This is a genomic window from Aeromonas sp. 82P, assembly GCF_051919365.1.
Taxonomy (GTDB): Bacteria; Pseudomonadota; Gammaproteobacteria; order Enterobacterales; family Aeromonadaceae; genus Aeromonas; species Aeromonas veronii.
The window spans coordinates 2,880,073-2,900,526 of record NZ_JBQBEV010000001.1 but is presented as its reverse complement, the minus strand read 5'-3'; the positions used below and the strand labels follow the sequence as shown (position 1 = coordinate 2,900,526).

Below are 20,454 nucleotides of genomic sequence, written 5' to 3'. Positions count from 1 at the left end.
TGCAGCCGATCTACTGCGCTGAGTCTTTGATAACTTCCTCGACCCGTACCTGCAAGCTCCCTTGCGCCAGGGTGGTGATGAGCTGGTCGCCACTGTTGACCTGATCGGCGCGGCTGATGACTTCGCCACGCGCAGTGCGGGTGATGGAGTAGCCGCGCCCCAGAGTGGCGAGCGGGCTCACCCCGTCGAGGCGGGCGGTGAGCATGGCGAGGCGGTGGCTCGCAAGGTCTTGCCGCTTGGCAATCAGGGCATAGAGTCGCTCCTCGGCCAGCTGATGGCGGCGCTTGCCAGCTGCCAAGAGGCGCTCCGGGCTCTTGCCCTGCAGGCGCAGCTCAAGGTTGGTGAGGCGCCGCTCACCCTGATGCAGCCGCTGGCGCAATAGCTGTTGCAAACGGGTGGAAAGCTCGTCGAGGCGCTGGGACTGCTGCTCCAGCCGCCGCTTCGGGTCCTGATGGTCGAGCCGCTTTTGCAGCAGGATGAAATCGTGGCGGGCGGCGGTCTGCTGGCGGTTCATCGCCTGCAGCAGTCGCTGTTTAAGGTGGGCGAGGCGCTGGATGCGGGCCTGATTGTCCGGCGCCACCAGCTCGGCGGCGGCCGACGGGGTTGGGGCGCGCAAGTCGGCGGCAAAGTCGCTGATGGTGACATCCACCTCGTGACCCACTGCGCTCACCACAGGTATGGCGGAGTGGGCAATGGCGCGGGCCACCGCCTCTTCGTTAAAGCACCAGAGATCTTCAAGCGACCCGCCGCCGCGCCCGACGATCAGCACATCCACCTCGGCGCGCTGGTTCGCTTTGGCGATCGCCGCGACGATCTGGCTGATGGCGGCGCTCCCCTGCACCTGGGTCGGGTAGATAAAGACCGGCAGATCCGGCGCACGTCGTTTAAGCACCGTCAGCATATCGTGCAGGGCGGCGCCGGTGGCGGAGGTGATAAGGCCCACCGCCCGAGGTTCACGGGGCAGCGGCCGTTTGCGACTTTCGTCAAACAGCCCCTCGGCGCCGAGGCGGCGCTTGAGCTCTTCAAAACGCAGCGCCAACACGCCATCGCCCGCCGGCTGCATCGATTCGATGATCAGCTGGTAGTCGCCGCGCGGCTCATAGAGAGAGACCCGCGCCTGCACCAGCACCTGCATGCCATCCTGTGGGCGAAACGCTACCCGCCGGTTGTTGCCCTTGAACATGGCGCAGCGCACCTGCGCCGACATGTCCTTAAGCGAGAAGTACCAGTGGCCGGAGCTTGGCATCGCCAGATTGGAGAGCTCGCCGGTCAGCCACACCAGCCCCAGATCCTGCTCCAGGATCATGCGCACGGCGCTGTTGAGGCGGGTGACGGTAAAGACCTGCTGCTCGCGGCCGCTCGCCGCACTGGATGGGGTAAATCGGTTCAAAGGCGTACCTGTGGTCTGCTCCGGCGGGGCCGGGATAAAACGATGGCTGCTATCTTAACCCGAAACAGGGGGAGGGCGTTAAGCAGGCGGCGCCAGCAGCAGAAAAGCAAGATTGGAAACGCTGCCGTTTATTCGGGCAGGCAGTATGGCTCCCGACAAAGCCCTCGCGCTTGCCCGCATCGGGCCAAGTTACGGCTTGCCTAGATGCCGTTGATCTCTCAGGTGCTGCTGATGTTCACGGCGCCACCATCTTGACCAGCGTTCACTCGTCCCCACTTTGGAGTAGCTTATGAATCCCTCAACCCACTTAAGTTTGACGACCCGTTTGCTGCACTGGTCGGTTGCCTTGCTGATGATTGGTCTGACCCTTGTGGGCTATCTGATGGTTAAATTTGAAATATGGGATCTCTATGCCCTGCATAAATCTCTGGGGGTGATTGCACTGATCTTGATCCTGCCCCGCGCCATTCTCCGCCTTGTTAAAGGGTGGCCTGAGCCTGTGCGTCAATATCCTGTTTACGAGGCATTGGCAGCCAAGGCGATCCACTGGGGTTTGCTGATTTCAACGCTGCTTATTCCGGTGTCCGGTCTCTGTTATTCCGCAGCGGCTGGCCGAGGAGTCGCGATATTTGGCTGGTCTATTATCCCGATGAATCCAGATATCCATGATCCGGCCAATGTAATTCCACTCAGTGAATCCGTTCGGGATATTGCTCACACAATCCATATTTATTTGCCATATGTCATGCTGGCATTTTTGCTGGTGCATATTGTCGGGGCGTTGAAACATCATCTGCTGGATAAAGATAATACCTTGCTGCGGATGGTGGGGCGAAAATAATAAAGAGAGGCAACCCTTGTTGTGCCAGTAAATATATATTGGCAGCGGGCGAAATTTATTATCCAGCCCGAGCAAAGGACATTGAGAAGAGAATGATACCGGTGCGAGTGGTCGCCGCGAGGGCAAGAGAGAATACAAGGGCACAAAACAAGGGGAGGGGGGGCAGAGGCCGCTTGCCCCTGAGGTCCTGTCGACCATCCCGTTGCATGGGGGTTGCGCTGCGTCAGCACCTACCGGTTTTGCATAAATCACCGGCTAGCCAACTCTTTTGCCCCGAAATGGCGCTTTTCGTACTGATAATCTTGGTTTTTTGGCGTTTTGGCCGCCTAAAAGAGGGCTATGCCATAAAAAATTCAAAAAACTTCTTTACCAGTGACCAATGCGTGAGTAAACTTCGTCGGCAATATTTTACACCCCCACTTCCTCAACGGTGAGATATTGCCATGCTCAGGATTGCCAAAGAAGCGTTAACCTTCGACGATGTACTGTTGGTTCCCGCCCACTCCGAAGTTCTTCCCAATACTGCCGATCTGCGTACCAAGCTGACCTCCGCCATCAGCTTGAACATCCCGATGATCTCCGCTGCCATGGACACAGTGACCGAAGCCCGTCTGGCTATCGCACTGGCCCAGGAAGGCGGTATCGGCTTTATCCACAAGAACATGTCCATCGAGCAGCAGGCTGCCGAAGTGCGCAAGGTCAAGAAGTACGAGAGCGGCGTGGTCACTGACCCCGTCACCGTGCGCCCTGACATGACCATCGCCCAAATCAAGGAGCTGAGCCACAAGAATGGCTTTGCCGGTTACCCCGTGGTGACTGACGGCAATCAGCTGGTCGGTATCATCACCGGCCGTGACGTGCGCTTCGTGATTGACCTCTCCCAGACCGTTGAACAGATCATGACCCAGAAAGATCGTCTGGTCACCGTGCGTGAAGGGGCCCCTCGTGAAGAGGTGGTTGCCCTGATGCAAAAGCACCGTATCGAAAAAGTGCTGGTGGTGAACGCAGACTTCAAACTCAAGGGCATGATCACCGTCAAAGATTTCCAGAAAGCCGAGCGCAAGCCCCACGCCTGTAAAGATGACAAGGGTCGTCTGCGGGTCGGTGCCGCCGTTGGTGCCGGTGCCGGCAACGAAGAGCGCGTCGCCGCGTTGGTGGAAGCCGGTGTTGACGTGCTGCTGATCGACTCCTCCCACGGCCACTCCCAGGGCGTGCTGGATCGCATCAAGGCTACTCGCGACGCCTATCCGGATCTGCAGATTATCGGTGGCAACGTGGCGACCGCCGCGGGCGCCAAGGCGCTGGCTGCTGCCGGTGTCAATGCGGTCAAGGTCGGTATCGGCCCGGGCTCCATCTGTACTACCCGTATCGTGACCGGCGTGGGCGTGCCCCAGATCACTGCCATCTCCGACGCCGTTGACGCGCTGGAAGGCACCGGTATTCCGGTGATTGCCGATGGCGGTATCCGCTTCTCCGGCGACATCGCCAAGGCCATCGCCGCGGGCGCCAGCTGCGTCATGGTGGGCTCCATGTTCGCCGGTACTGAAGAAGCGCCGGGCGAGATCGAGCTCTATCAGGGTCGCTCCTTCAAATCCTACCGTGGTATGGGTTCCCTGGGTGCCATGTCCAAAGGCTCCAGCGACCGCTACTTCCAGACCGACAACGCCGCCGACAAGCTGGTGCCGGAAGGCATCGAAGGTCGTGTGCCGTACAAGGGTCGCCTCAAAGAGATCATCCACCAGCAGATGGGCGGCCTGCGCTCCTCCATGGGCCTGACCGGCAGCGCCACCATCGACGACATGCGCACTAAAGCTGAATTTGTGCGCATCTCCGGCGCCGGGATGAAAGAGTCCCACGTCCACGATGTGACCATTACCAAAGAAGCCCCCAACTATCGGATGGGCTGATAAAACGGGGCCCTGCGCCCCGTTTTTCCACCCTTTTTTTATCCCGTGCCCTTTGTGACAACATCAGCCTGATGCAGGAATAAAATGACTAAAGACATTCACCAGCACCGTATCCTTATCCTTGACTTCGGTTCCCAGTACACCCAGCTGATCGCCCGCCGCGTGCGCGAAATCGGCGTTTACTGCGAACTGTGGGCCTGGGACGTAACCGAAGAGCAGATCCGCGAATTCAATCCGAGCGGCATCATCCTCTCCGGTGGCCCCGAGTCTGTCACCGAAGCCGGCAGCCCGCGCGCCCCCGAGTACGTGTTCAACGCCGGTGTCCCTGTGTTCGGCATCTGCTACGGCATGCAGACCATGGCCGAGCAGTTGGGTGGCAAGGTGCAATCCTCCACCGAGCGTGAATTCGGTTACGCCAAGGTGGAAGTGCTGGGTGAAGCTGGCAAGAGCAGCGCCCTCTTGCGCAACATCGAAGATGCCATCGCCGACAACGGCAATGCCCTGCTGGATGTCTGGATGAGCCACGGTGACAAGGTCACCACCATTCCGGCCGACTTCACCACCATCGCCCAGACCCCGACCTGCCCGCACGCGGCCATGGCCAACGAAGCCAAGCGTTTCTACGGCGTGCAGTTCCACCCGGAAGTCACCCACACCCGTCAGGGTGCCCGCATGCTGGAGCACTTCGTCAAAGACATCTGCGGCTGCGAATGCCTCTGGACCCCGGCCACCATCATCGACGATGCCGTTGCTCGCATCCGTGAGCAGGTGGGTGACGATGAAGTGATCCTCGGCCTCTCCGGCGGTGTCGACTCTTCCGTGGTCGCCATGCTGGTGCACCGCGCCATCGGCGATCGCCTGACCTGCGTCTTCGTGGACAACGGTCTGCTGCGTCTGAACGAAGGCGAGCAGGTGATGGAGATGTTTGGTGACCACTTTGGTCTGAACATCATCAAGGTTGAAGCGGAAGAGCGTTTCCTCTCTGCCCTGGCCGGTGTTGACGAGCCGGAAGCCAAGCGCAAGATCATCGGCCGCGTCTTCGTTGAAGTGTTCGACGACGAAGCGAAAAAGCTGAAAAACGCCAAGTGGCTGGCGCAAGGCACCATCTATCCGGACGTTATCGAATCCGCTGCCAGCAAGACCGGCAAGGCCCACGTCATCAAGTCTCACCACAACGTCGGCGGCCTGCCGGAAGAGATGAAGATGGGTCTGGTCGAGCCGCTGCGCGAGCTGTTCAAAGATGAAGTGCGCCGCGTCGGCCTCGAGCTGGGTCTGCCCTACGACATGCTCTACCGTCACCCGTTCCCGGGCCCGGGTCTGGGCGTGCGCGTCCTTGGCGAAGTGAAGAAAGAGTACTGCGATATTCTGCGCCGCGCCGATGCGGTCTTTATCGAAGAGCTGCGCAAAGCCGACCTCTACAACCAGGTCAGCCAGGCGTTCGCCGTGTTCCTGCCGGTGCGCTCCGTTGGCGTGATGGGCGATGGTCGCAAATATGACTGGGTGATTGCCCTGCGCGCCGTCGAAACCATCGACTTTATGACCGCCCACTGGGCTCACCTGCCGTACGACTTCCTCGGTCACGTATCGAACCGCATCATCAACGAGATCAACGGTATCTCCCGCGTGGTGTACGACGTCTCCGGCAAGCCGCCCGCAACCATCGAATGGGAATAAGCGGCTCGCGCCCTTCTGCCCTTCGAGCATAAAAATGCAAAAAGACGCCCTTGAGGCGTCTTTTCTTTTCTCAATCGTTTGCGCCACACATCTTCTTTTTTCGAGCAGCTTTTTTGCCACCTTGCCCCTGTCATATGTGACAGGGGCATTTTTGCCATCTCGCACTAGGCTCTCTCATGCCAATTGAGCCCGCTGTCAACAGCGGCTTGTGGCTGGGGGGAGGGCTGATCCAGTTGCAGATAGCTGCGCAAACGGGCCCATCGTCATCGCGCCAACCGGCAGTGATGACACCCCGGTGGAGACCGGAAACCACTTGAATCAACGGGGCGCAGCCCGAACGGCCAAACGAGTCGGGATCATAGAGCACGGAGAGTTTGATATGTCAGAACAAGCAGTGTTGGTGGGTGGATGGACCGCATATCACAAGCTGACCGCCGAGGATCAGGCGGTATTTGATCAGGCGCTGAAAGGATTTGTCGGGGTGCAGTACGTACCCTTTGAAGTCTCCACTCAAGTGGTGGCTGGCACCAACTACCGCTTCAAGTGCAAGAGCACTGTGCCGCTTGCCAAACCGATCCATGGCGAAGCCGTGGTACAGATCTTCAAATCACTGGACGGGGATGCCCATATCACTTCCATCACCCCGATTTGATTGGGTGGTGGGGCAAGGCGGGAATGGGGAATAGTCTCCAACCTGTTTGCTCCAGATTCTAGAAACAAGAAAGACGCCTTAGGGCGTCTTTCTTGTTTCTGGAGTTTGCACGTAAATTTTGTTCGGACAACTAAACAGTGGAGAAATGAAACTCATACGATTGTTGACGTGGGTAGATATTTTTGTTCGAAATGCAATCACCTCCCGATATAGGTCACACCATTTCCTGTACAAGTAGATAATTGATTTATATGTGAATAACATAGTGGCCTTCTAACTCGGAAGCATCAGAGGGCATCGTGGCGATTTTTGATATTGAGAAAGACGATTTACTCCGGTTCTCTGATACCCAGCTTGAAGAGTTAATAGCGCGCCTTGCCGAGGCGGAGATTGCAGCCCATGGTCATAGCCCTGCCTATGTACACTGGTCTGGCTCGATAAATGCTCCCGATGGCGGTATTGATGTTCATGTTCAAGTGCCGGTCGAGCACATGATCACGGGCTTTATTGAAAGACCTGATACGGTCTTTCAGGCCAAAATACACAGTATGCCGAAATCGGCAATCAGCAAGGAAATGGCCCCCGCAGGAAAATTATCACGCGCTATCGCAGAGCTAGCAGCAAAGGGTGGTAGCTATATCATCATCAGCTTAAGCGATGATTGCTCTCCTCCTATGAAACAGGATCGGCTCAAGGCCATGAAGGATGCAGTGAAGGATGATCCTCATCGCTCCAATATTCAGTTGGATTTTTACGACCGCTCGAAACTGGTGCAATGGTTGCGACAGCACCCATCAGTCATGCTCTGGGCCAAAAAAATACTTGGTCAGGGATATTCTGGTTGGCAGCCATATGGGGCATGGAGCAATCCACCTCAGGGGTCAGAAGATACCTTGATTTCAGCTCCCGGGGTGACAATTACTCTGCCATCAGGAAAAGGGCAAAAACTAGCCATTCAGGACGCAATCGGGCCAATGCGTGAGCTGATTCGTTCAACCAATAAAGCTGTTCGGATTACGGGATTATCCGGTGTTGGAAAGACCCGAATTGTACAGGCTCTTTTCGATGAATCAGTCGGAGCAGATGCGCTCGATCGGACTATCGCAGTTTATGTTGATACCGGTGAAAACCCGGAACCCTCTGCCACAGCAATGTTGGATAGACTGATAGCTGAGGGACGGCGGGCCATTATGATCCTCGATAATTGTCCTTCTGAATTGCACACTCTTCTAGCCAGTAAAGTAGCGGCCAAAGGTACGATCAGCCTTATTACCGTTGAGTATGACATTAGAGATGACAAGCCTCAGATCACAGAGGTCATCCAGATTGAAGCGGTGGGGCCTGAGGTTGCCGAACAGCTTGTTCTACGTCGTTTTCCCAATATCGATCGAAATAATGCCCGCCGAATAGCAGAGTTTGCTGATGGTAATGCGCGTGTTTCTCTGGCTATTGCTGAGAGAGTTGAGGAAGGTGAAAGTCTGGCCCAGCTTTCAGATGCACAGTTATTTAACCGTTTGTTTGAACAGCGAAACAATCCGGATGATAGTCTACGGGAGCAGGCTGAAATATTGTCTCTAGTCTATTCATTTTCGGTCTCAACGGCTGAGGAAGGACAAAACGAACTGGAAGTATTGGGTTCTATCTCGGGGTATTCCGTAAGCCAGTTGTTCCGAGCAACAAGCAAGTTGTCAGATCGCCATATCGTACAAAAGAGGGCCCATTGGCGGGCCATTTGCCTCATGCCGTTGCCAATAGGCTGGCTGCATTGGCACTTGATAGCATTCCAGTTGAGCAACTCAGGGCGACCTTTGAAGCCACCGGTAGTCAACGTTTACTCATGTCTTTCGCGCACAGGTTAGGGCTGTTGCACGATCATCCCGTGGCGAAAGAAATTGTTGAGTGTTGGCTTCAGCCTGACGGGTTGTTGGGACGGTTAACAGAATTAAGCGATATATCTGACAGAATACTGAATTATATCGCACCGGTTGCTCCAGAAGCATTGCTAGACAGAATTGAAACTGTTCTTATTGCTTCTGATTTTGAAGGCATGATGCCAGGTTATAATCCTCGTCGAACATCAATTATCAATCTTTTGCAGTTACTGGCATATGAATCGAAAGCCTTCGAGCGGTGTATCAGACTTCTCATTCAATTAGCGGACTATGAAGAGGAATACAACGATAACAACTCGGTGAGAAATCAGATTACACAATTTTATCAAGCATATCTGTCAGGTACGCATGCTTCCTTATCGCAACGTATTTCATTTATGAATGAATGTCTTACATCAGGCGTTGCTCGACGTAGAGCATTGGGTTTCAGGATGCTTTCGACTGCCTTAGAGGCTCATTGGACTTGCTTTGGAATGAATGAGTTTGGTGCTCGGCCAAGAGACAATGGATTTAACCCCAGTCAGGATGAATTATCTGAGTGGCGCCAAGCTTTTATCGATATTGCAGTCAAATTGGGCACTTCCAGAGATCCAAATCTTGAAAGCTCTGCGCGGAATATCCTAGCAAATGCATTTCGTGATATGTGGGGTGAAGAAGCGATGAGAATCGTATTAGTCGATGCTGCGTACAAGTTACACGCTCATCACCCTTGGGGGGAAGGTTGGATTGCAATTCGTTCAACAATCTATTTTGACCATATCAATCTAGAAGGTGAGAGTGATGTCGAACCTCTACCAGACAATCTTGCTGCATTGGAGAGGGCGCTGAGGCCCCAAGGTTTGGTTCCAAATATCATGATTTATGTACTAAGTCCGGAACTTGATTCTTGTGTGCAAGAAACTGATTTTGAATATAGTGACACCGATGTATTTCAAGAATCTGAGAATCAACTTGAAGCAAGGGCATTTAGGCTGGGTGAGGCGTTTGCTGCATCTGAATATGGGCTAAATGAGCTATGTCCTAAGCTGTTTTCCAACGATTGGCTGCCATACCGCATTTCATTCGGGAGAGGGTTGGCAAGAGGAGCCCATGACTTACAAGCTGGTTGGTTGAAACTTGTTGAGCAACTCGAAAAGCAGCCTGAAACTTGCAGGGATTTTGCTGTCTTTGGCGGTTTCATCGGAGAGGTTGAATCTATCAATCCATCGCTAGCTGAGGAGATGCTTGAGTATTGTGCCCAACATCCTGATCTTAGACGCGTGTTGGTGGGTCTACATTCTCAGCGGAAGTTCACAGAAACTGATCTAAACCGTTGTATGGTACTTCTGGATGATGTTGATATTCCTCTCAGCATGTATGGGCCAATCCTTTGGCAGGATAAGTATGCTCATTTGCCCAGAGAGCGCGTTCTTGATCTTGCTCTACAGCTTCTAAGTAAACCTAACGGTGATGATGTTGTTGTGCATGCTCTAAGCATTAGATTACGTGATAAAGAACGTGATAGGGATGTTCTCGGAACTGATCTTCGGCGGATAGGTCTAAGGGCTGCAATCCAGATTATTACAAGAAAACACCTTAACTATAGTGGGTCTTTTGATTATCGTATGGCTCTAGTTATTCAGGCTGCACTGCGTTTTGATGGTAATGAGGCTGAAAAGCTGGAGTGGTTGGACACGATCTTTGCTGTTGTTGAGAAGCACCATGGCTACATTCATGCTTTCAACCGTGCCATTAATACAACAGCGGGATTGATGCCAGAAGCATTTCTCAATCGTATTTTGGAGGGTACGGAAGAACAACAACGTAGGCGGTTGTTTTTTATCCGCCATAGAGGATTGCTACAGTCTCCTCTCTCCAAGATCGATATGGATGTATTGATAGAGTGGTGCCGAGCTAGAGACAATATAAATGTATGGGAGTCTGTGGCTGCTGGTATTAATTTGTGGAAGAAGAATGAAGAGATTGAAGAACTTGAGATGTCAGAGTTAGCTCTCAGGCTGCTTGAGTCATCTCCTGAGCCAGCTATTGTTCTGGAAATATTCGCCGAGCGCGTCACTCCTTCCTCTTGGTCTGGCAGTCGAGTCGAAGTAATGCAGTCCAGAGCGAAGGTAATTCGTAAGTTGGTTGAACATGAAAGAGCAGATATTTCGACTGCGGCTCAAACAGTCTCTGCAAACTTGGTTCAGCTAATCGAGCGCCAGAAAGAACGAGAGCTGCGGGAGGATATGGAACACGAGCAGCGGTTTGAATAAAAACAGTCTGTTTCAAGTCCGTAGGGGGCAATGAAATTGCACCTCTACTTTTGTTTCTTATACCTTGCACAAAAGCCGCTCAGTAAACGGTGCAATGCGCTGTGCTTATTGCACCCTACCTGTTTCGTTAATTTGCTGGGGTGGCTAAGCGTCATGCCTCGTGAAAGTAACAAAAGGGGCGATCTACACCCCGATTCTTCTTATGTCCCCGTTTTATATCGCCACACGCTTGTCCGGCATAGCCTGATTGTCTGCTGACTCACTACCAAGATTCCTGTTCTCCTCATTAGGTCGGGCAGAAAAAGTCCACCTTCACTCATACCTCGCCGCTTCCCAGGCGTGTATCGCCTGTTTGCGGGTCTCGCCCCAGTGATAGCCGCCGAGTTTGCCGTTTTGTTGGATAACCCGGTGGCAGGGGATCATCAAGGCGACGGGGTTGGCGCCCACCGCCAGCCCCACGGCGCGGGCGGCCTTGGGGTTGCCGACGGCGCTCGCCACCTGGGCGTAGCTCACCACCTTGGCTGGCGGGATCTGCAGCAGCGCCCGCCAGACGCTGATTTGAAAGTTGGTGCCGCTCACGTGCAGCGAGATGGGGCGATCCGGCGCCTTGCTGCCATCGAACATGGTGTTGATGACGTTCTGGGTGCGTGATGGCGCCTCCCGCAGCTCCGCCTCGGGCCAGCTGTGGGCGAGGGTGGCCAGCGGCGCCTCTGGAGCCTTGTCATCGAGAAACGAGAAGTTGCACACCCCTCGCGGGGTCAGGGCGACAAACGCCTGGCCGAAGGGGGTGTCGTGCACCCCGTGATCGATAACCAGCCCGGCCCCGCGCTGCTTGTACTCGCCCGGCGTCACCGCTTCGAGCTGCACGAAGTGATCGTAGAGCCGCGAGCCGCTGCTAAGGCCCAGGGTATCGGCCACCTCAAGCAGTGGACGCGACTCCTGCAGCAGCGCCTTGGCCCGCTCCAGGGTCAGCACCTGCAGATAGCGTTTGGGCGTCACTCCGGCCCAGCGGCTGAACAGCCGCTGGAAGTGAAAGGGACTTAAGTGCACGTGCGCCGCTATCTCGTCCAGAGTGGGCTGGCGCTCCACCTGACTTGCGATAAAACGGATGGCATCGGCGATGCGGGCGTAATCAGACATAAGGCGCTCTCACGATAAGTTTGCAGCCGCAGGATGTTGGGGGCGACAAGGTCATGTGCGACAAATTGATACCCCACCATCGGCCAGCAGGGCAATGCCGGTGGTAAAGCTGGATGTATCGGACGCGAGATAAAGGGCCGAGCGGGCGATCTCCTCCGGTTGGGCCAGCCGTTTGAGGGCATGCATATTCTGCACAAAGGCGAGGCTCTCCGGCGTATCGGTAAAGGCCCGTCCCATGGGGGTATCGGTGCCCCCCGGCAGCAGGGCGTTGACCCGAATCCCTTGTGCCCCATACTCGGCGGCCAGCACCCGGGTCAGGCCAATGAGGCCGGCCTTGCTCGCCGCATAGGCCGCCATACCGGGCAGCCCCAGGGTATGGCCGACAAAGGTAGAGGTAAAAATAAGCGAGCCGCCGCCACGCGCCAGCATGGCGGGGATCTGATACTTGCACCCACAAAGGCGCTGGTGAGGTTGGTATCCAGCGTTTCCTGCCACTGCGTCAGCTCAAGCTGCTCTACGCTGCCCGGCGTGCCTGTGGTACCGGCGTTGTTGAAGGCGATATCGAGCCCGCCGAAACGGGTCAGCGCGAGATCCACCAGATCGCGGGCGTAACTCTCGCTTTTCACATCTCCCGCCAGACTCACCGACTGGCCCCCCTCATGGCGGATCTCCTCCACCAGCAGATCCAGCTCGGGCTGGCGGCGGGCGCCGACGACGACGCTGGCCCCTTCGCGGGCAAACAGGATGGCGCTGGCGCGACCGATGCCGGAGCTGGCGCCGGTGATGATGGCGACCTTGTTGGACAGTAATGACATGGCAGTTCCCTCGCTGAGTGTGTTGTGCGCAAGCTAAGTGGTACACAGGGTTGGCTGTGGGTTGGAACTTCAATAGGTTCCAACCGACTTGGGTTTGGCCCCCACTATGGCAACCACTCCTCGCTGGAACGACCCGAATCTTGCTCTCTTTCTCTCCAACTCGTTTTGCTTCATGTCGATACAGGCCTTTGCGGCAACAAAAGGGGAGAACTGAGCCCCGAATTCTTTATAATGCCCCCCTTTAAAACCGCCGGCCCCGGGTTTGGCGCGCGCTGATGGCTGGCTACGTCATCAGGCAGATCATCAGGATTGAGAAACGGTTATGCATACTCTGGAACAGCTGCGCGCAGGTGAACTGTGCGGTGCCCGCCATCTGAAGCTCTCTGAAAATCTCGCGGTTTTCCCCCCGAGATTTTGAGCCTGAAAGAGACGCTGGAGGTGCTGGATCTCACCGGCAACCAGCTAAGCGCGCTCCCCGACGAGCTGGCCGGGTTTGGCAAACTGCGCATCATCTTCTGCTCCGAGAACCGCTTTACCGAGCTGCCCGAGGTGTTGGGGCGCTGTCCGGCACTCACCATGGTGGGTTTTAAGGCCAACCGGATTGCCACCGTCTCGGCCAGGGCGCTGCCTGCGGGGTTGCGCTGGCTGATCCTGACCGACAACGCGGTGGAACAGTTGCCTGATGAGCTGGGCCAGTGCGACGCCCTGCAAAAGTTGATGCTGGCGGGCAACCGCCTGCGCGAGCTGCCGGCAAGCCTTGCCAACTGTCGCAATCTGGAGCTGCTGCGCATCGCCGCTAACCGCATCGAACGCTTCCCCGAGTGGCTGCTCTCGCTGCCGCGCCTTTCATGGCTCGCCTACTCCGGTAACCCCTTTAGCGAAGGGGCGGAGGCGCGGGCCATCGATGATGCCCATGTCACGCCGATTGCATGGGAGACGCTGGCGCTGGGCGAGCTGCTGGGGCAGGGAGCATCCGGCGTTATCCATCGCGCCACCCTTGTGGCTAATCCTGCTGATGCAGTGATTCAGGCGAGCGATAGAGGCGATGACAGTCAGGTGGCGGTCAAGCTGTTCAAGGGGGCGGTGACCAGCGATGGGCTGCCTCGCTGTGAAATGGCGGCGTCGCTGGCGGCAGGCACTCATCCCAACCTTATCAAGGTGATAGGCAAGGTGGCGGATCACCCCTCCGGCATTCCGGCACTAGTAATGGAGCTGATCGATCCGGCCTTTGCCAATCTGGCCGGGCCGCCGAGCCTGGACTCCTGCACCCGGGATGTCTATCCCGAGGGGCTGCGCCTGAGTGTGCCGGATGCGCTGGCGATGGCCCACGGCATCGCCTCGGTGGCGGGTCATCTGCACCGCGCGGGCATCATGCACGGGGATCTCTACGGTCACAATATTCTGTTTGCCCGTAGTTCTGACGCACCGGCTCGCGCCCTGCTGGGGGATTTTGGTGCGGCTTCTTTGTATGAGCGCAGCGACCGCGAGCGGGCGCTGGGCCTTGAGCGACTGGAAGTGCGCGCCTTTGGTTGCCTGCTGGAGGAGCTGCTGGCCCATTGCGATACGCAAGACTCACCGCTTGATGGGTTGCATCAGCTCAAAGCGGCCTGCCTCTCGGAACTCCCCGCCGAGCGCCCCGATTTTGCTTATATCGAGCGTCAGTTGGCGGCTGCTCGCGCCACGCTGTCGTGATCTTTCTGGCGTTGGCGGGCACGTTTTGGCCTGCCAACGTCATTCCCTTCTCTCAGTAATGGCTATAAATGCATGACGTATTTGCATGGATTGGTGTGCCTTGCCCGTTATAAGCACAGCCAATAGCGCCGATTGCGACAGCGAGGCGCAGGGCAAGGGGATGTCCCGTCATTCGCTCGATAACACGCAGAGGCTGCGCGGCAAAAAGGGAAGGGCAGAGGGTTGCGCGGTGCCGGTTAAGTTGTGATATTGAGGCATCTTTAGTACAGAAGGGTAATAACGATGGAAGCTGCGTTTTGGCATCAGCGTTGGGAAGAGAACCGGATTGGCTTTCATCAGGCGGACTTCAACCACTGGCTGCAATCCTGGTGGTCAGCCCAGCAAGCGGACGAGCCGGTACTGGTTCCCCTTTGTGGCAAGTCCCGCGACATGCTCTGGCTGAGCGCTCAGGGTCATCCGGTCGACGGTTTCGAGCTATCGAGCCTTGCCGTCAGCCAGTTCTTCAGTGAAAACCAGCTCGCCGCGACCGTGAGCGAAGTGGGCCCTTATCAGTGCCATCAGGTGGACAGCCTGCGCATTTTTCAGGGGGATTTTTTCACCGCCCCCAGTCTGGGTCGCCGTTACCGGCTGGTCTATGATCGCGCGGCGCTGATCGCCCTGCCGACCGCGATGCGCCGCCAGTATGCGGCCCTTATCAGCTCGCTGGTCGAGACCGGTGGCCAGATCCTGCTGGTGACCCTTGAATATCAGCCTGAGCAGCAGAGTCAGCCCCCCTTCTCGGTGGGTGAGATGGAGGTGCGAGCCCTGTTCGAGCGCGATTTTCGTATCGAGGTGCTGGGGCGCGCCGCCGAGGTGGATCACCCGCGGGTGCTGTCGGGTCAGCTCTCCTACTTCGATGAGGTAGCCTACCGGCTGGTTCGCCGCGGCTAACGGGCAGCTAACGGGCGGCCAAAGGGTGATCTGCGCCGACAAATCGTCGGGCTACGCGCTCTTCGCTACCTCCTTTGACGTAGATCAACGTGACTGGCGGGGGGAGTGCCTAATATGAGGCTGTTTCTCAATCACTGTTGGCATTGCAAAGCGAGTATCGGGTCTTTCCCGCTTGCTGATCAGCAACTCAGTGTCTGATTTTCACGCTCATGTTCACTTTTGGCGGCTTTGGTCGCAATTGTTATGGTTTTTCCAGCCGACCCTGATGGGTCGGCTTTTTATTGCCTGCGATTTGCCGTGGGCAGGAAAAACGGGGGAGTACGAGGCCTGATCAGGCCTCGAAGGTGGCGGCATTGAGCCGAAATGCCCGTGGATCGTCGATAAACTGGCCGGTGATCCGCTCGTCATGTTCGTGCCCCTGACCATAGCTGCAGAGGAGCAGTCGATCGGAGGTGCGCGAGCGCAGTTGGGTGATAAAGCGCACCAGATCGGCGCGGCTCAACTTGCCCACCTCGTCGCAGACCCGCTCCCGCTGATCGAACCCCAGATCCTTGTTGCCTATGCTGACCCACAGCCGCTGGCCGCGACTGCGCAGGTTGGCATCCCGCTCGCTGAGCTGGGCTTGCAGCCCCGCCTTGCTCTCCTGCCACTGCTGCTCGGTAAATTCGAGCATGGCGAGCGGGAAGAGGTCGATAAACTCCTCCACCGCATCGAGCAGGATCTGCGGCCCCGCCACCGGCGACTGGATATAGAAGATCAGGCCCGGGTGGCGATTGAGGGGCAGGTTGCCGGCGCCCACCACATACCCCAGTTGCTGGCGGGTGCGCAGCTCGTGGAAGAAAGTAGAGGACATAATGTGGTTCGCCAGAGTGAAGCAGGCGAGATCCCGCGCCCGGGTGGTGCGGGACTGGTAGTAGACCAGCAGTGCCGAGTCTTCGTGATCGCAACCCTGTTCGCGAATAAGGGTGCCCCTGTCCTGAATGGAGATGAGCGGACGACGGGTCTCGCCGCTCGGCTTGCTGCTGGTGCCATTGATGTCGCTCAGGTGGCGCTCCATCAGGGCGGCCAGCTCCAGCGCCTCGGCGGCAGTCCAGTCGCCATGCACCAGCGCCTCGACATGCACCTCGCCAAACAGCTGGGCCACGAAGCCGGGCATCTCCTCCAGCTCGACGGTGCGCAGGTGGCGCAGCAACTGCTCGAACGGCGGGTTGTTCGGTTGCAGCAAACTGGTGAGCTGGTTAAAGAGCTGGGAAATGGGGCGCGCCTTGGACTGGTTATCCCAGTTGCGAATGAGCTGCTCCTTGATCTCGGCGAAGCGACCCGGATCCGGATACCCCAGGGTGCGGTTGCCGAGGATCATGTCGAGCAACAGCGGCTGCTTGTCGGCAAAGCCGCTCAGGTTGATGGTAAAGCCCCCCTGATGGGCATAGATCTGGTAGCCCAGCCCCGCCAGCTCCGCCGGATAGGTGAGGGCGTTGAGGTGGTCGGCCAACAGCTCCACGGCGAGGCGCGCCATGGCGATATTGCGCGGATTTTTTACCGCATGTTCGCTGTCGATGGAGATGTAGAGATTGCCCTTGGGCACGCTGAACAGGTGCTCATGGAGGTGCCAGAGGCGAAAACCGGGGCGATCGATAAGACAGGCGGGCATGTCGGCGGCAAGCTCGGGCGTGCGCGGATCGAGCCTACTGCTGATAAAGGGGTTGGGCTTGGGTAGCGCCAGCGCCGGATCCGGTTCGCTCTGCTGCCAGCGAATTTTCTCGGCCTCGGTAATGGTCGCCACGCTGTAGGGGGTCTGATACCAGCGGGCCAGCCGATCGGTCGCCACTTCCGGCGCAGTGATGGTGATACGCAGATTGTGCGGGGTGAGCTTGGCGAGGAAGCGGCGGATCAGCGGCTCGTCATATTCGCGCATCATGTAGTCGCCGTAGAGCAGATCCTCAGGTTTGTAGCTAAAGAGGTTGAGCACCAGCCCCGACACCGTATCGAGGGGGCGGCCGCGCTCCTGAAAACGGAATGCCGACTCGAGTACGGTCCGTTTTTCGTCGTAGCGCCAGCTCTGCAGCCCTTCGCGGCCAATCAGTTTCAGATAGCCAAACAGGGCGGCGAGGATGTCATCCACATGTTCAAGGCCGAGCGGGGTGAGGCCGAAGTTGACGCCAAAATCCTTGAAGTTGGCGCCGCTGATGCCACCGCCCGCCGAGAGCTGGTTGACCCAGCCTTTCGCCTTGAGCAGGGAGAGCAGGCTGCCATCCCCCTCATAACCAATCAGATGGCTCAGGAAGGTGAGGGGCTTTTTGTCGTAAAACTCGTCCACATTGGGCAAGGGGAAGCAGAGCGACAGCTTGCGGGTCTCCTTGACCGGATTGATGTGGATGCGCACGCCGAGATCATCGAGCCGGTAAAGCGGCATGGTGAGGGTCGGGGTTCCCAAATTGCGATTCAAAATGGGAGCAAAGTAGCGACAGCACCACTGCAACTGGGTATCGATGGATTCCGGCGAGATCATCACCAGCGCCATGCGATCCGCGCTGTAGTGGCTTTCGTAAAAACGGATAAGGTCGGAGCGCAGATCCCGTCCCGGCAGATCGGCCAGGGTATCGAGGTTGCCCACCGAGAACTTGGAGAAGGGGTGCGCCGGGTTGACCGTCTCTTTATGCACCTGATAGCTGCGGCGCATGTCGTCCTGCAGCTTGAGGCGATACTCGGAGTCGACCGCGTTGCGCTCCTTGTCCACCCACTCCGGATCAAACGTGGGGCAGATAAAGAACTGGGAGAAGCGATCCAGCCCTGCTTCGAAGAAGCCGTTGTCGATCTCGAAGAAGAAGTTGGTGAACTCGGTACCGGTCCAGGCGTTGTTGCTGCCGCCATGACGGCTCATAAATTGCTGGTACTCACCAGGCTTGGGGTAGGTGCAGGTGCCGAGAAACAGCATGTGCTCCAGAAAATGGGCCATTCCCTGCCGGTCGGCGGGATCGTCAAAATGGCCGGTATTGACCGCCAGAGAAGCGGCGGATTTGTCGGTGTCGGGATCACAAATCAACAAGACCCTGAGCCGGTTGGCCAGCTCCAGAAAATGGTATTGCCGATGGTCATTGGGACTGGCATATGGGCTCATTGGCGTGTGACTCACGTTGGATTTATTTGAATTTAAACATGATTATCGACCCCGCTATCCCGTCAGGCAAACCCTTTTCTGAGAGGTAGCGCAATTGTTTCCACACCCGTGGCGGGGTAAGATCCCCCGGCTATCAAAACAGGCCCGTTGGGCGAGGTTGTAATGAAGATCTATATCATGCGTCATGGCCAGGCTGGCATGAATGCGAAAACAGATGAACAGCGTCCATTGACCGAGCAGGGTATTGAAGAGTCTATCCAGATGGCCCGCTGGTTGGCGCCTCAGCTGATTGGCCCGCTGGATCGGGTGATCCACAGCAACTATCTGCGGGCACGCCAGACCTGGCAAGCCATATGCAGTGAATTACCTGACGCAGCAGCCGTTGAAGAGAGTGGCGACATTACCCCTTACGGTGATCCCGCTTTCGTGGCCAGCTACCTCACCACCTTGGCGCAGCAACATGACCAGATCCTGATGGTCAGCCATCTGCCGCTGGTGGGTTATCTGGTGCAAAGCCTCTGCCCGGCGGCAGGAGCTCCCATGTTCGCCACCTCGGGGATCGCCTGTATCGAGTGGCTTGATGGCAAAGGAGCCTTGCTCTGGCTCGAAGGGCCGCATACAATAGGCTAAAAGTTAATAAAAAGTTATAGATTGAATTTTTTGGGAAGAGATGGGCGAGTTTTCCGGATTTTTATAAATACTTTACGGAATTAATTCGCAGAAGCTGCTGTCATACGGATACAACTGCAAGAGGTTGCAAACGATGAGAGTGTTCAAGAAGTACCTGCCACTGATGGTGGCAAAGCATGTCAAAACCTTCTTTAAAGGTCGGATTTACATCCATGGTCGGGGGCGGTTTGATTTCCAATCCGGTTTGTTGCTGATGCCGAATCCGGCGGATATTCCCCATCGCCAGACAGTCACCGAGGTCAACGAGCTGATCTCCAGACTGCACATGGATGCCGCGTGATGCGCTTCTGAACCTGTTTCTGCACTGATATGCCCGCACTTTTGCGGGCATATTTGTTTCTGGCTACTGGCGTTCACCATGTGGCTGTTCAGGCCCACACCTTGTTTATCTCCCATCGCCCCCTATACTGGCCCGCTGTTGTCTCTTCGGTCTGGATCTTCTCATGCCCCTTGCCTTTCTGTTTCCCTTCTCCTGCATTGCCATCTGGGCTGGCAATGGCATCGTCAGTAAACTGGCGGTTGGTGTGTTGTCCCCGGCGGCCTTGGCCTGGTCGCGCTGGGTGGTGGCTGCGCTGGTATTAAGCCCGTTTCTGGCCCGTCGGTTATGGCGTGCGCGTGCCCGTCTGCGCGCTGGCCTTTGGCAGATCGCCATGCTGGCTTCGCTGGGCATGGTGCTCAACCAGACTTTTGGTTACTACGCGGCGCAAACCCTGGGAGCCACCGAGATGGGGTTGATGATGGGACTGACGCCGCTGCTGACCGTGCTGTTCAGCATCTGGCTGCTGCGCGAGCGGCCCACCTGGGGCGCCGTGCTGGGGGCGCTGCTTTCCATCCTTGGCTTGTCTATCTTGCTGGGGCAGGGGGATCCGACCCGGCTGTTTACCCAAGGCATTCATATCGGCTCTGTCTATATGCTGATTTCGGCGAGTACTTACGCCCTTTACAGCGTGCTGCTCAAGAAGTGGGATCTGGGGCTCGACAACTGGTCGCTGCTCTACGGTCAGGTGATCTGCAGTGTGGTGATCCTGACCCCCTTCTTTTTGCTGGTGGATGGCCAGTGGCCGGATGGTCGGGCCCTGTGGCTGATCCTCTATGCCGGTATCCCCACCTCGGCGCTCTCGCCCTGGCTCTGGATGCAGGGCATCGCCCTGCTCGGTGCCAACCGTACCGCCATCTTTATGAACCTGCTGCCGGTGATGACGGCTGGCCTTGCCATCACCCTGCTGGGGGAGCGGCTGACCAGCTATCACCTGATCGGGGGCAGTCTGACCCTGCTGGGGGTTTTGCTGGCACAGCTGCTGGTGCGTCCGGTGGTGATGGGTCGCCGCCGGGTAGTACTGGCTCCTTGTCCCGAAGAGTAATCTTGCGTGAAAGCGTAAGTGGGCCCAATGGCCCGCTTGGCCGCCAATGAAAAGCGCCTGCAGCAATGTAGGCGCTTTTTATTTTGCTGGGATTTTACTG

The 20,454-nt window shown here is 56.9% G+C and carries 13 protein-coding genes and 2 pseudogenes; 11 read left to right on the top strand and 4 right to left on the bottom strand.

Features of this window, described 5'->3' with window-relative positions; all coding sequences use genetic code 11:
* Window positions 1-10: 10 nt before the first annotated feature.
* Window positions 11-1,390: an exodeoxyribonuclease VII large subunit gene (gene xseA, locus ACTG2S_RS13220; RefSeq protein WP_439982613.1), complete on the bottom strand. Its 1,380-nt coding sequence runs from the start codon at window positions 1,388-1,390 to the stop codon at window positions 11-13.
* A gap of 289 nt (window positions 1,391-1,679) precedes the next feature.
* On the opposite strand from xseA, the gene ACTG2S_RS13215 reads away from it, so the two are divergent.
* The 6 genes from ACTG2S_RS13215 to ACTG2S_RS13190 all read left to right on the top strand — a co-directional run bounded on the left by ACTG2S_RS13215 (window position 1,680) and on the right by ACTG2S_RS13190 (window position 10,608).
* A complete protein-coding gene (locus ACTG2S_RS13215; protein WP_088869154.1) occupies window positions 1,680-2,231 on the top strand; it encodes a cytochrome b in 552 nt (183 codons plus the stop codon).
* 443 nt (window positions 2,232-2,674) lie between these two features.
* Window positions 2,675-4,138 carry an IMP dehydrogenase gene (gene guaB, locus ACTG2S_RS13210; RefSeq protein ID WP_005360033.1) on the top strand — a complete coding sequence of 488 codons (1,464 nt, stop codon included), beginning with the start codon at window positions 2,675-2,677 and terminating at the stop codon, window positions 4,136-4,138.
* An 84-nt stretch (window positions 4,139-4,222) separates the two neighbouring features.
* On the top strand, window positions 4,223-5,812 hold the full coding sequence (guaA, locus tag ACTG2S_RS13205) for a glutamine-hydrolyzing GMP synthase (RefSeq protein ID WP_040066364.1): 1,590 nt from the start codon (window positions 4,223-4,225) through the stop codon (window positions 5,810-5,812).
* 379 nt (window positions 5,813-6,191) lie between these two features.
* The gene (locus ACTG2S_RS13200) at window positions 6,192-6,464 is read left to right on the top strand and encodes a hypothetical protein (RefSeq protein ID WP_005337011.1); all 273 of its coding nucleotides are present in this window, start codon (window positions 6,192-6,194) and stop codon (window positions 6,462-6,464) included.
* A 299-nt stretch (window positions 6,465-6,763) separates the two neighbouring features.
* The gene (locus tag ACTG2S_RS13195) at window positions 6,764-8,323 is read left to right on the top strand and encodes a hypothetical protein (protein ID WP_439982611.1); all 1,560 of its coding nucleotides are present in this window, start codon (window positions 6,764-6,766) and stop codon (window positions 8,321-8,323) included.
* 20 nt (window positions 8,324-8,343) lie between these two features.
* The gene (locus ACTG2S_RS13190) at window positions 8,344-10,608 is read left to right on the top strand and encodes a hypothetical protein (RefSeq protein WP_439982609.1); all 2,265 of its coding nucleotides are present in this window, start codon (window positions 8,344-8,346) and stop codon (window positions 10,606-10,608) included.
* A gap of 312 nt (window positions 10,609-10,920) precedes the next feature.
* Here ACTG2S_RS13190 and ACTG2S_RS13185 read toward each other — a convergent pair whose 3' ends face one another.
* Both ACTG2S_RS13185 and ACTG2S_RS13180 read right to left on the bottom strand, forming a co-directional pair.
* Window positions 10,921-11,748, bottom strand: coding sequence for a bifunctional transcriptional activator/DNA repair enzyme AdaA (locus tag ACTG2S_RS13185; RefSeq protein ID WP_058059062.1), 828 nt, complete (start codon window positions 11,746-11,748; stop codon window positions 10,921-10,923).
* A gap of 51 nt (window positions 11,749-11,799) precedes the next feature.
* Window positions 11,800-12,563, bottom strand: a pseudogene (locus ACTG2S_RS13180) (SDR family oxidoreductase).
* 322 nt (window positions 12,564-12,885) lie between these two features.
* Here ACTG2S_RS13180 and ACTG2S_RS13175 point away from each other — a divergent pair.
* Both ACTG2S_RS13175 and ACTG2S_RS13170 read left to right on the top strand, forming a co-directional pair.
* Window positions 12,886-14,255, top strand: a pseudogene (locus ACTG2S_RS13175) (leucine-rich repeat-containing protein kinase family protein).
* A gap of 282 nt (window positions 14,256-14,537) precedes the next feature.
* Entirely contained in the window at window positions 14,538-15,185 is a 648-nt protein-coding gene (locus ACTG2S_RS13170) for a thiopurine S-methyltransferase (RefSeq protein WP_274160494.1), read from the top strand.
* A gap of 331 nt (window positions 15,186-15,516) precedes the next feature.
* Here the strand turns inward: ACTG2S_RS13170 and ACTG2S_RS13165 are convergent, their stop codons facing one another.
* Window positions 15,517-18,303 carry an insulinase family protein gene (locus ACTG2S_RS13165; protein WP_274160493.1) on the bottom strand — a complete coding sequence of 929 codons (2,787 nt, stop codon included), beginning with the start codon at window positions 18,301-18,303 and terminating at the stop codon, window positions 15,517-15,519.
* Window positions 18,304-18,465: 162 nt separating this feature from the next.
* On the opposite strand from ACTG2S_RS13165, the gene sixA reads away from it, so the two are divergent.
* From sixA to ACTG2S_RS13150, 3 genes are all read left to right on the top strand, one after another.
* Window positions 18,466-18,933: a phosphohistidine phosphatase SixA gene (sixA, locus tag ACTG2S_RS13160; protein WP_040099633.1), complete on the top strand. Its 468-nt coding sequence runs from the start codon at window positions 18,466-18,468 to the stop codon at window positions 18,931-18,933.
* A gap of 133 nt (window positions 18,934-19,066) precedes the next feature.
* Window positions 19,067-19,273 carry a DUF1107 domain-containing protein gene (locus tag ACTG2S_RS13155; protein WP_005336998.1) on the top strand — a complete coding sequence of 69 codons (207 nt, stop codon included), beginning with the start codon at window positions 19,067-19,069 and terminating at the stop codon, window positions 19,271-19,273.
* A 163-nt stretch (window positions 19,274-19,436) separates the two neighbouring features.
* Entirely contained in the window at window positions 19,437-20,354 is a 918-nt protein-coding gene (locus tag ACTG2S_RS13150) for a DMT family transporter (RefSeq protein WP_274160492.1), read from the top strand.
* Window positions 20,355-20,454 lie beyond the last annotated feature (100 nt).

Coding starts and splice junctions, on each gene's coding strand:
- ACTG2S_RS13215 (WP_088869154.1), top strand. CDS start 1,680: ATGAATCCCTCAACCCACTTAAGTTTGACGACCCGTTTGCTGCACTGG.
- guaB (WP_005360033.1), top strand. CDS start 2,675: ATGCTCAGGATTGCCAAAGAAGCGTTAACCTTCGACGATGTACTGTTG.
- guaA (WP_040066364.1), top strand. CDS start 4,223: ATGACTAAAGACATTCACCAGCACCGTATCCTTATCCTTGACTTCGGT.
- ACTG2S_RS13200 (WP_005337011.1), top strand. CDS start 6,192: ATGTCAGAACAAGCAGTGTTGGTGGGTGGATGGACCGCATATCACAAG.
- ACTG2S_RS13185 (WP_058059062.1), bottom strand. CDS start 11,748: ATGTCTGATTACGCCCGCATCGCCGATGCCATCCGTTTTATCGCAAGT.
- ACTG2S_RS13170 (WP_274160494.1), top strand. CDS start 14,538: ATGGAAGCTGCGTTTTGGCATCAGCGTTGGGAAGAGAACCGGATTGGC.
- ACTG2S_RS13165 (WP_274160493.1), bottom strand. CDS start 18,303: ATGAGCCCATATGCCAGTCCCAATGACCATCGGCAATACCATTTTCTG.
- sixA (WP_040099633.1), top strand. CDS start 18,466: ATGAAGATCTATATCATGCGTCATGGCCAGGCTGGCATGAATGCGAAA.
- ACTG2S_RS13155 (WP_005336998.1), top strand. CDS start 19,067: ATGAGAGTGTTCAAGAAGTACCTGCCACTGATGGTGGCAAAGCATGTC.
- ACTG2S_RS13150 (WP_274160492.1), top strand. CDS start 19,437: ATGCCCCTTGCCTTTCTGTTTCCCTTCTCCTGCATTGCCATCTGGGCT.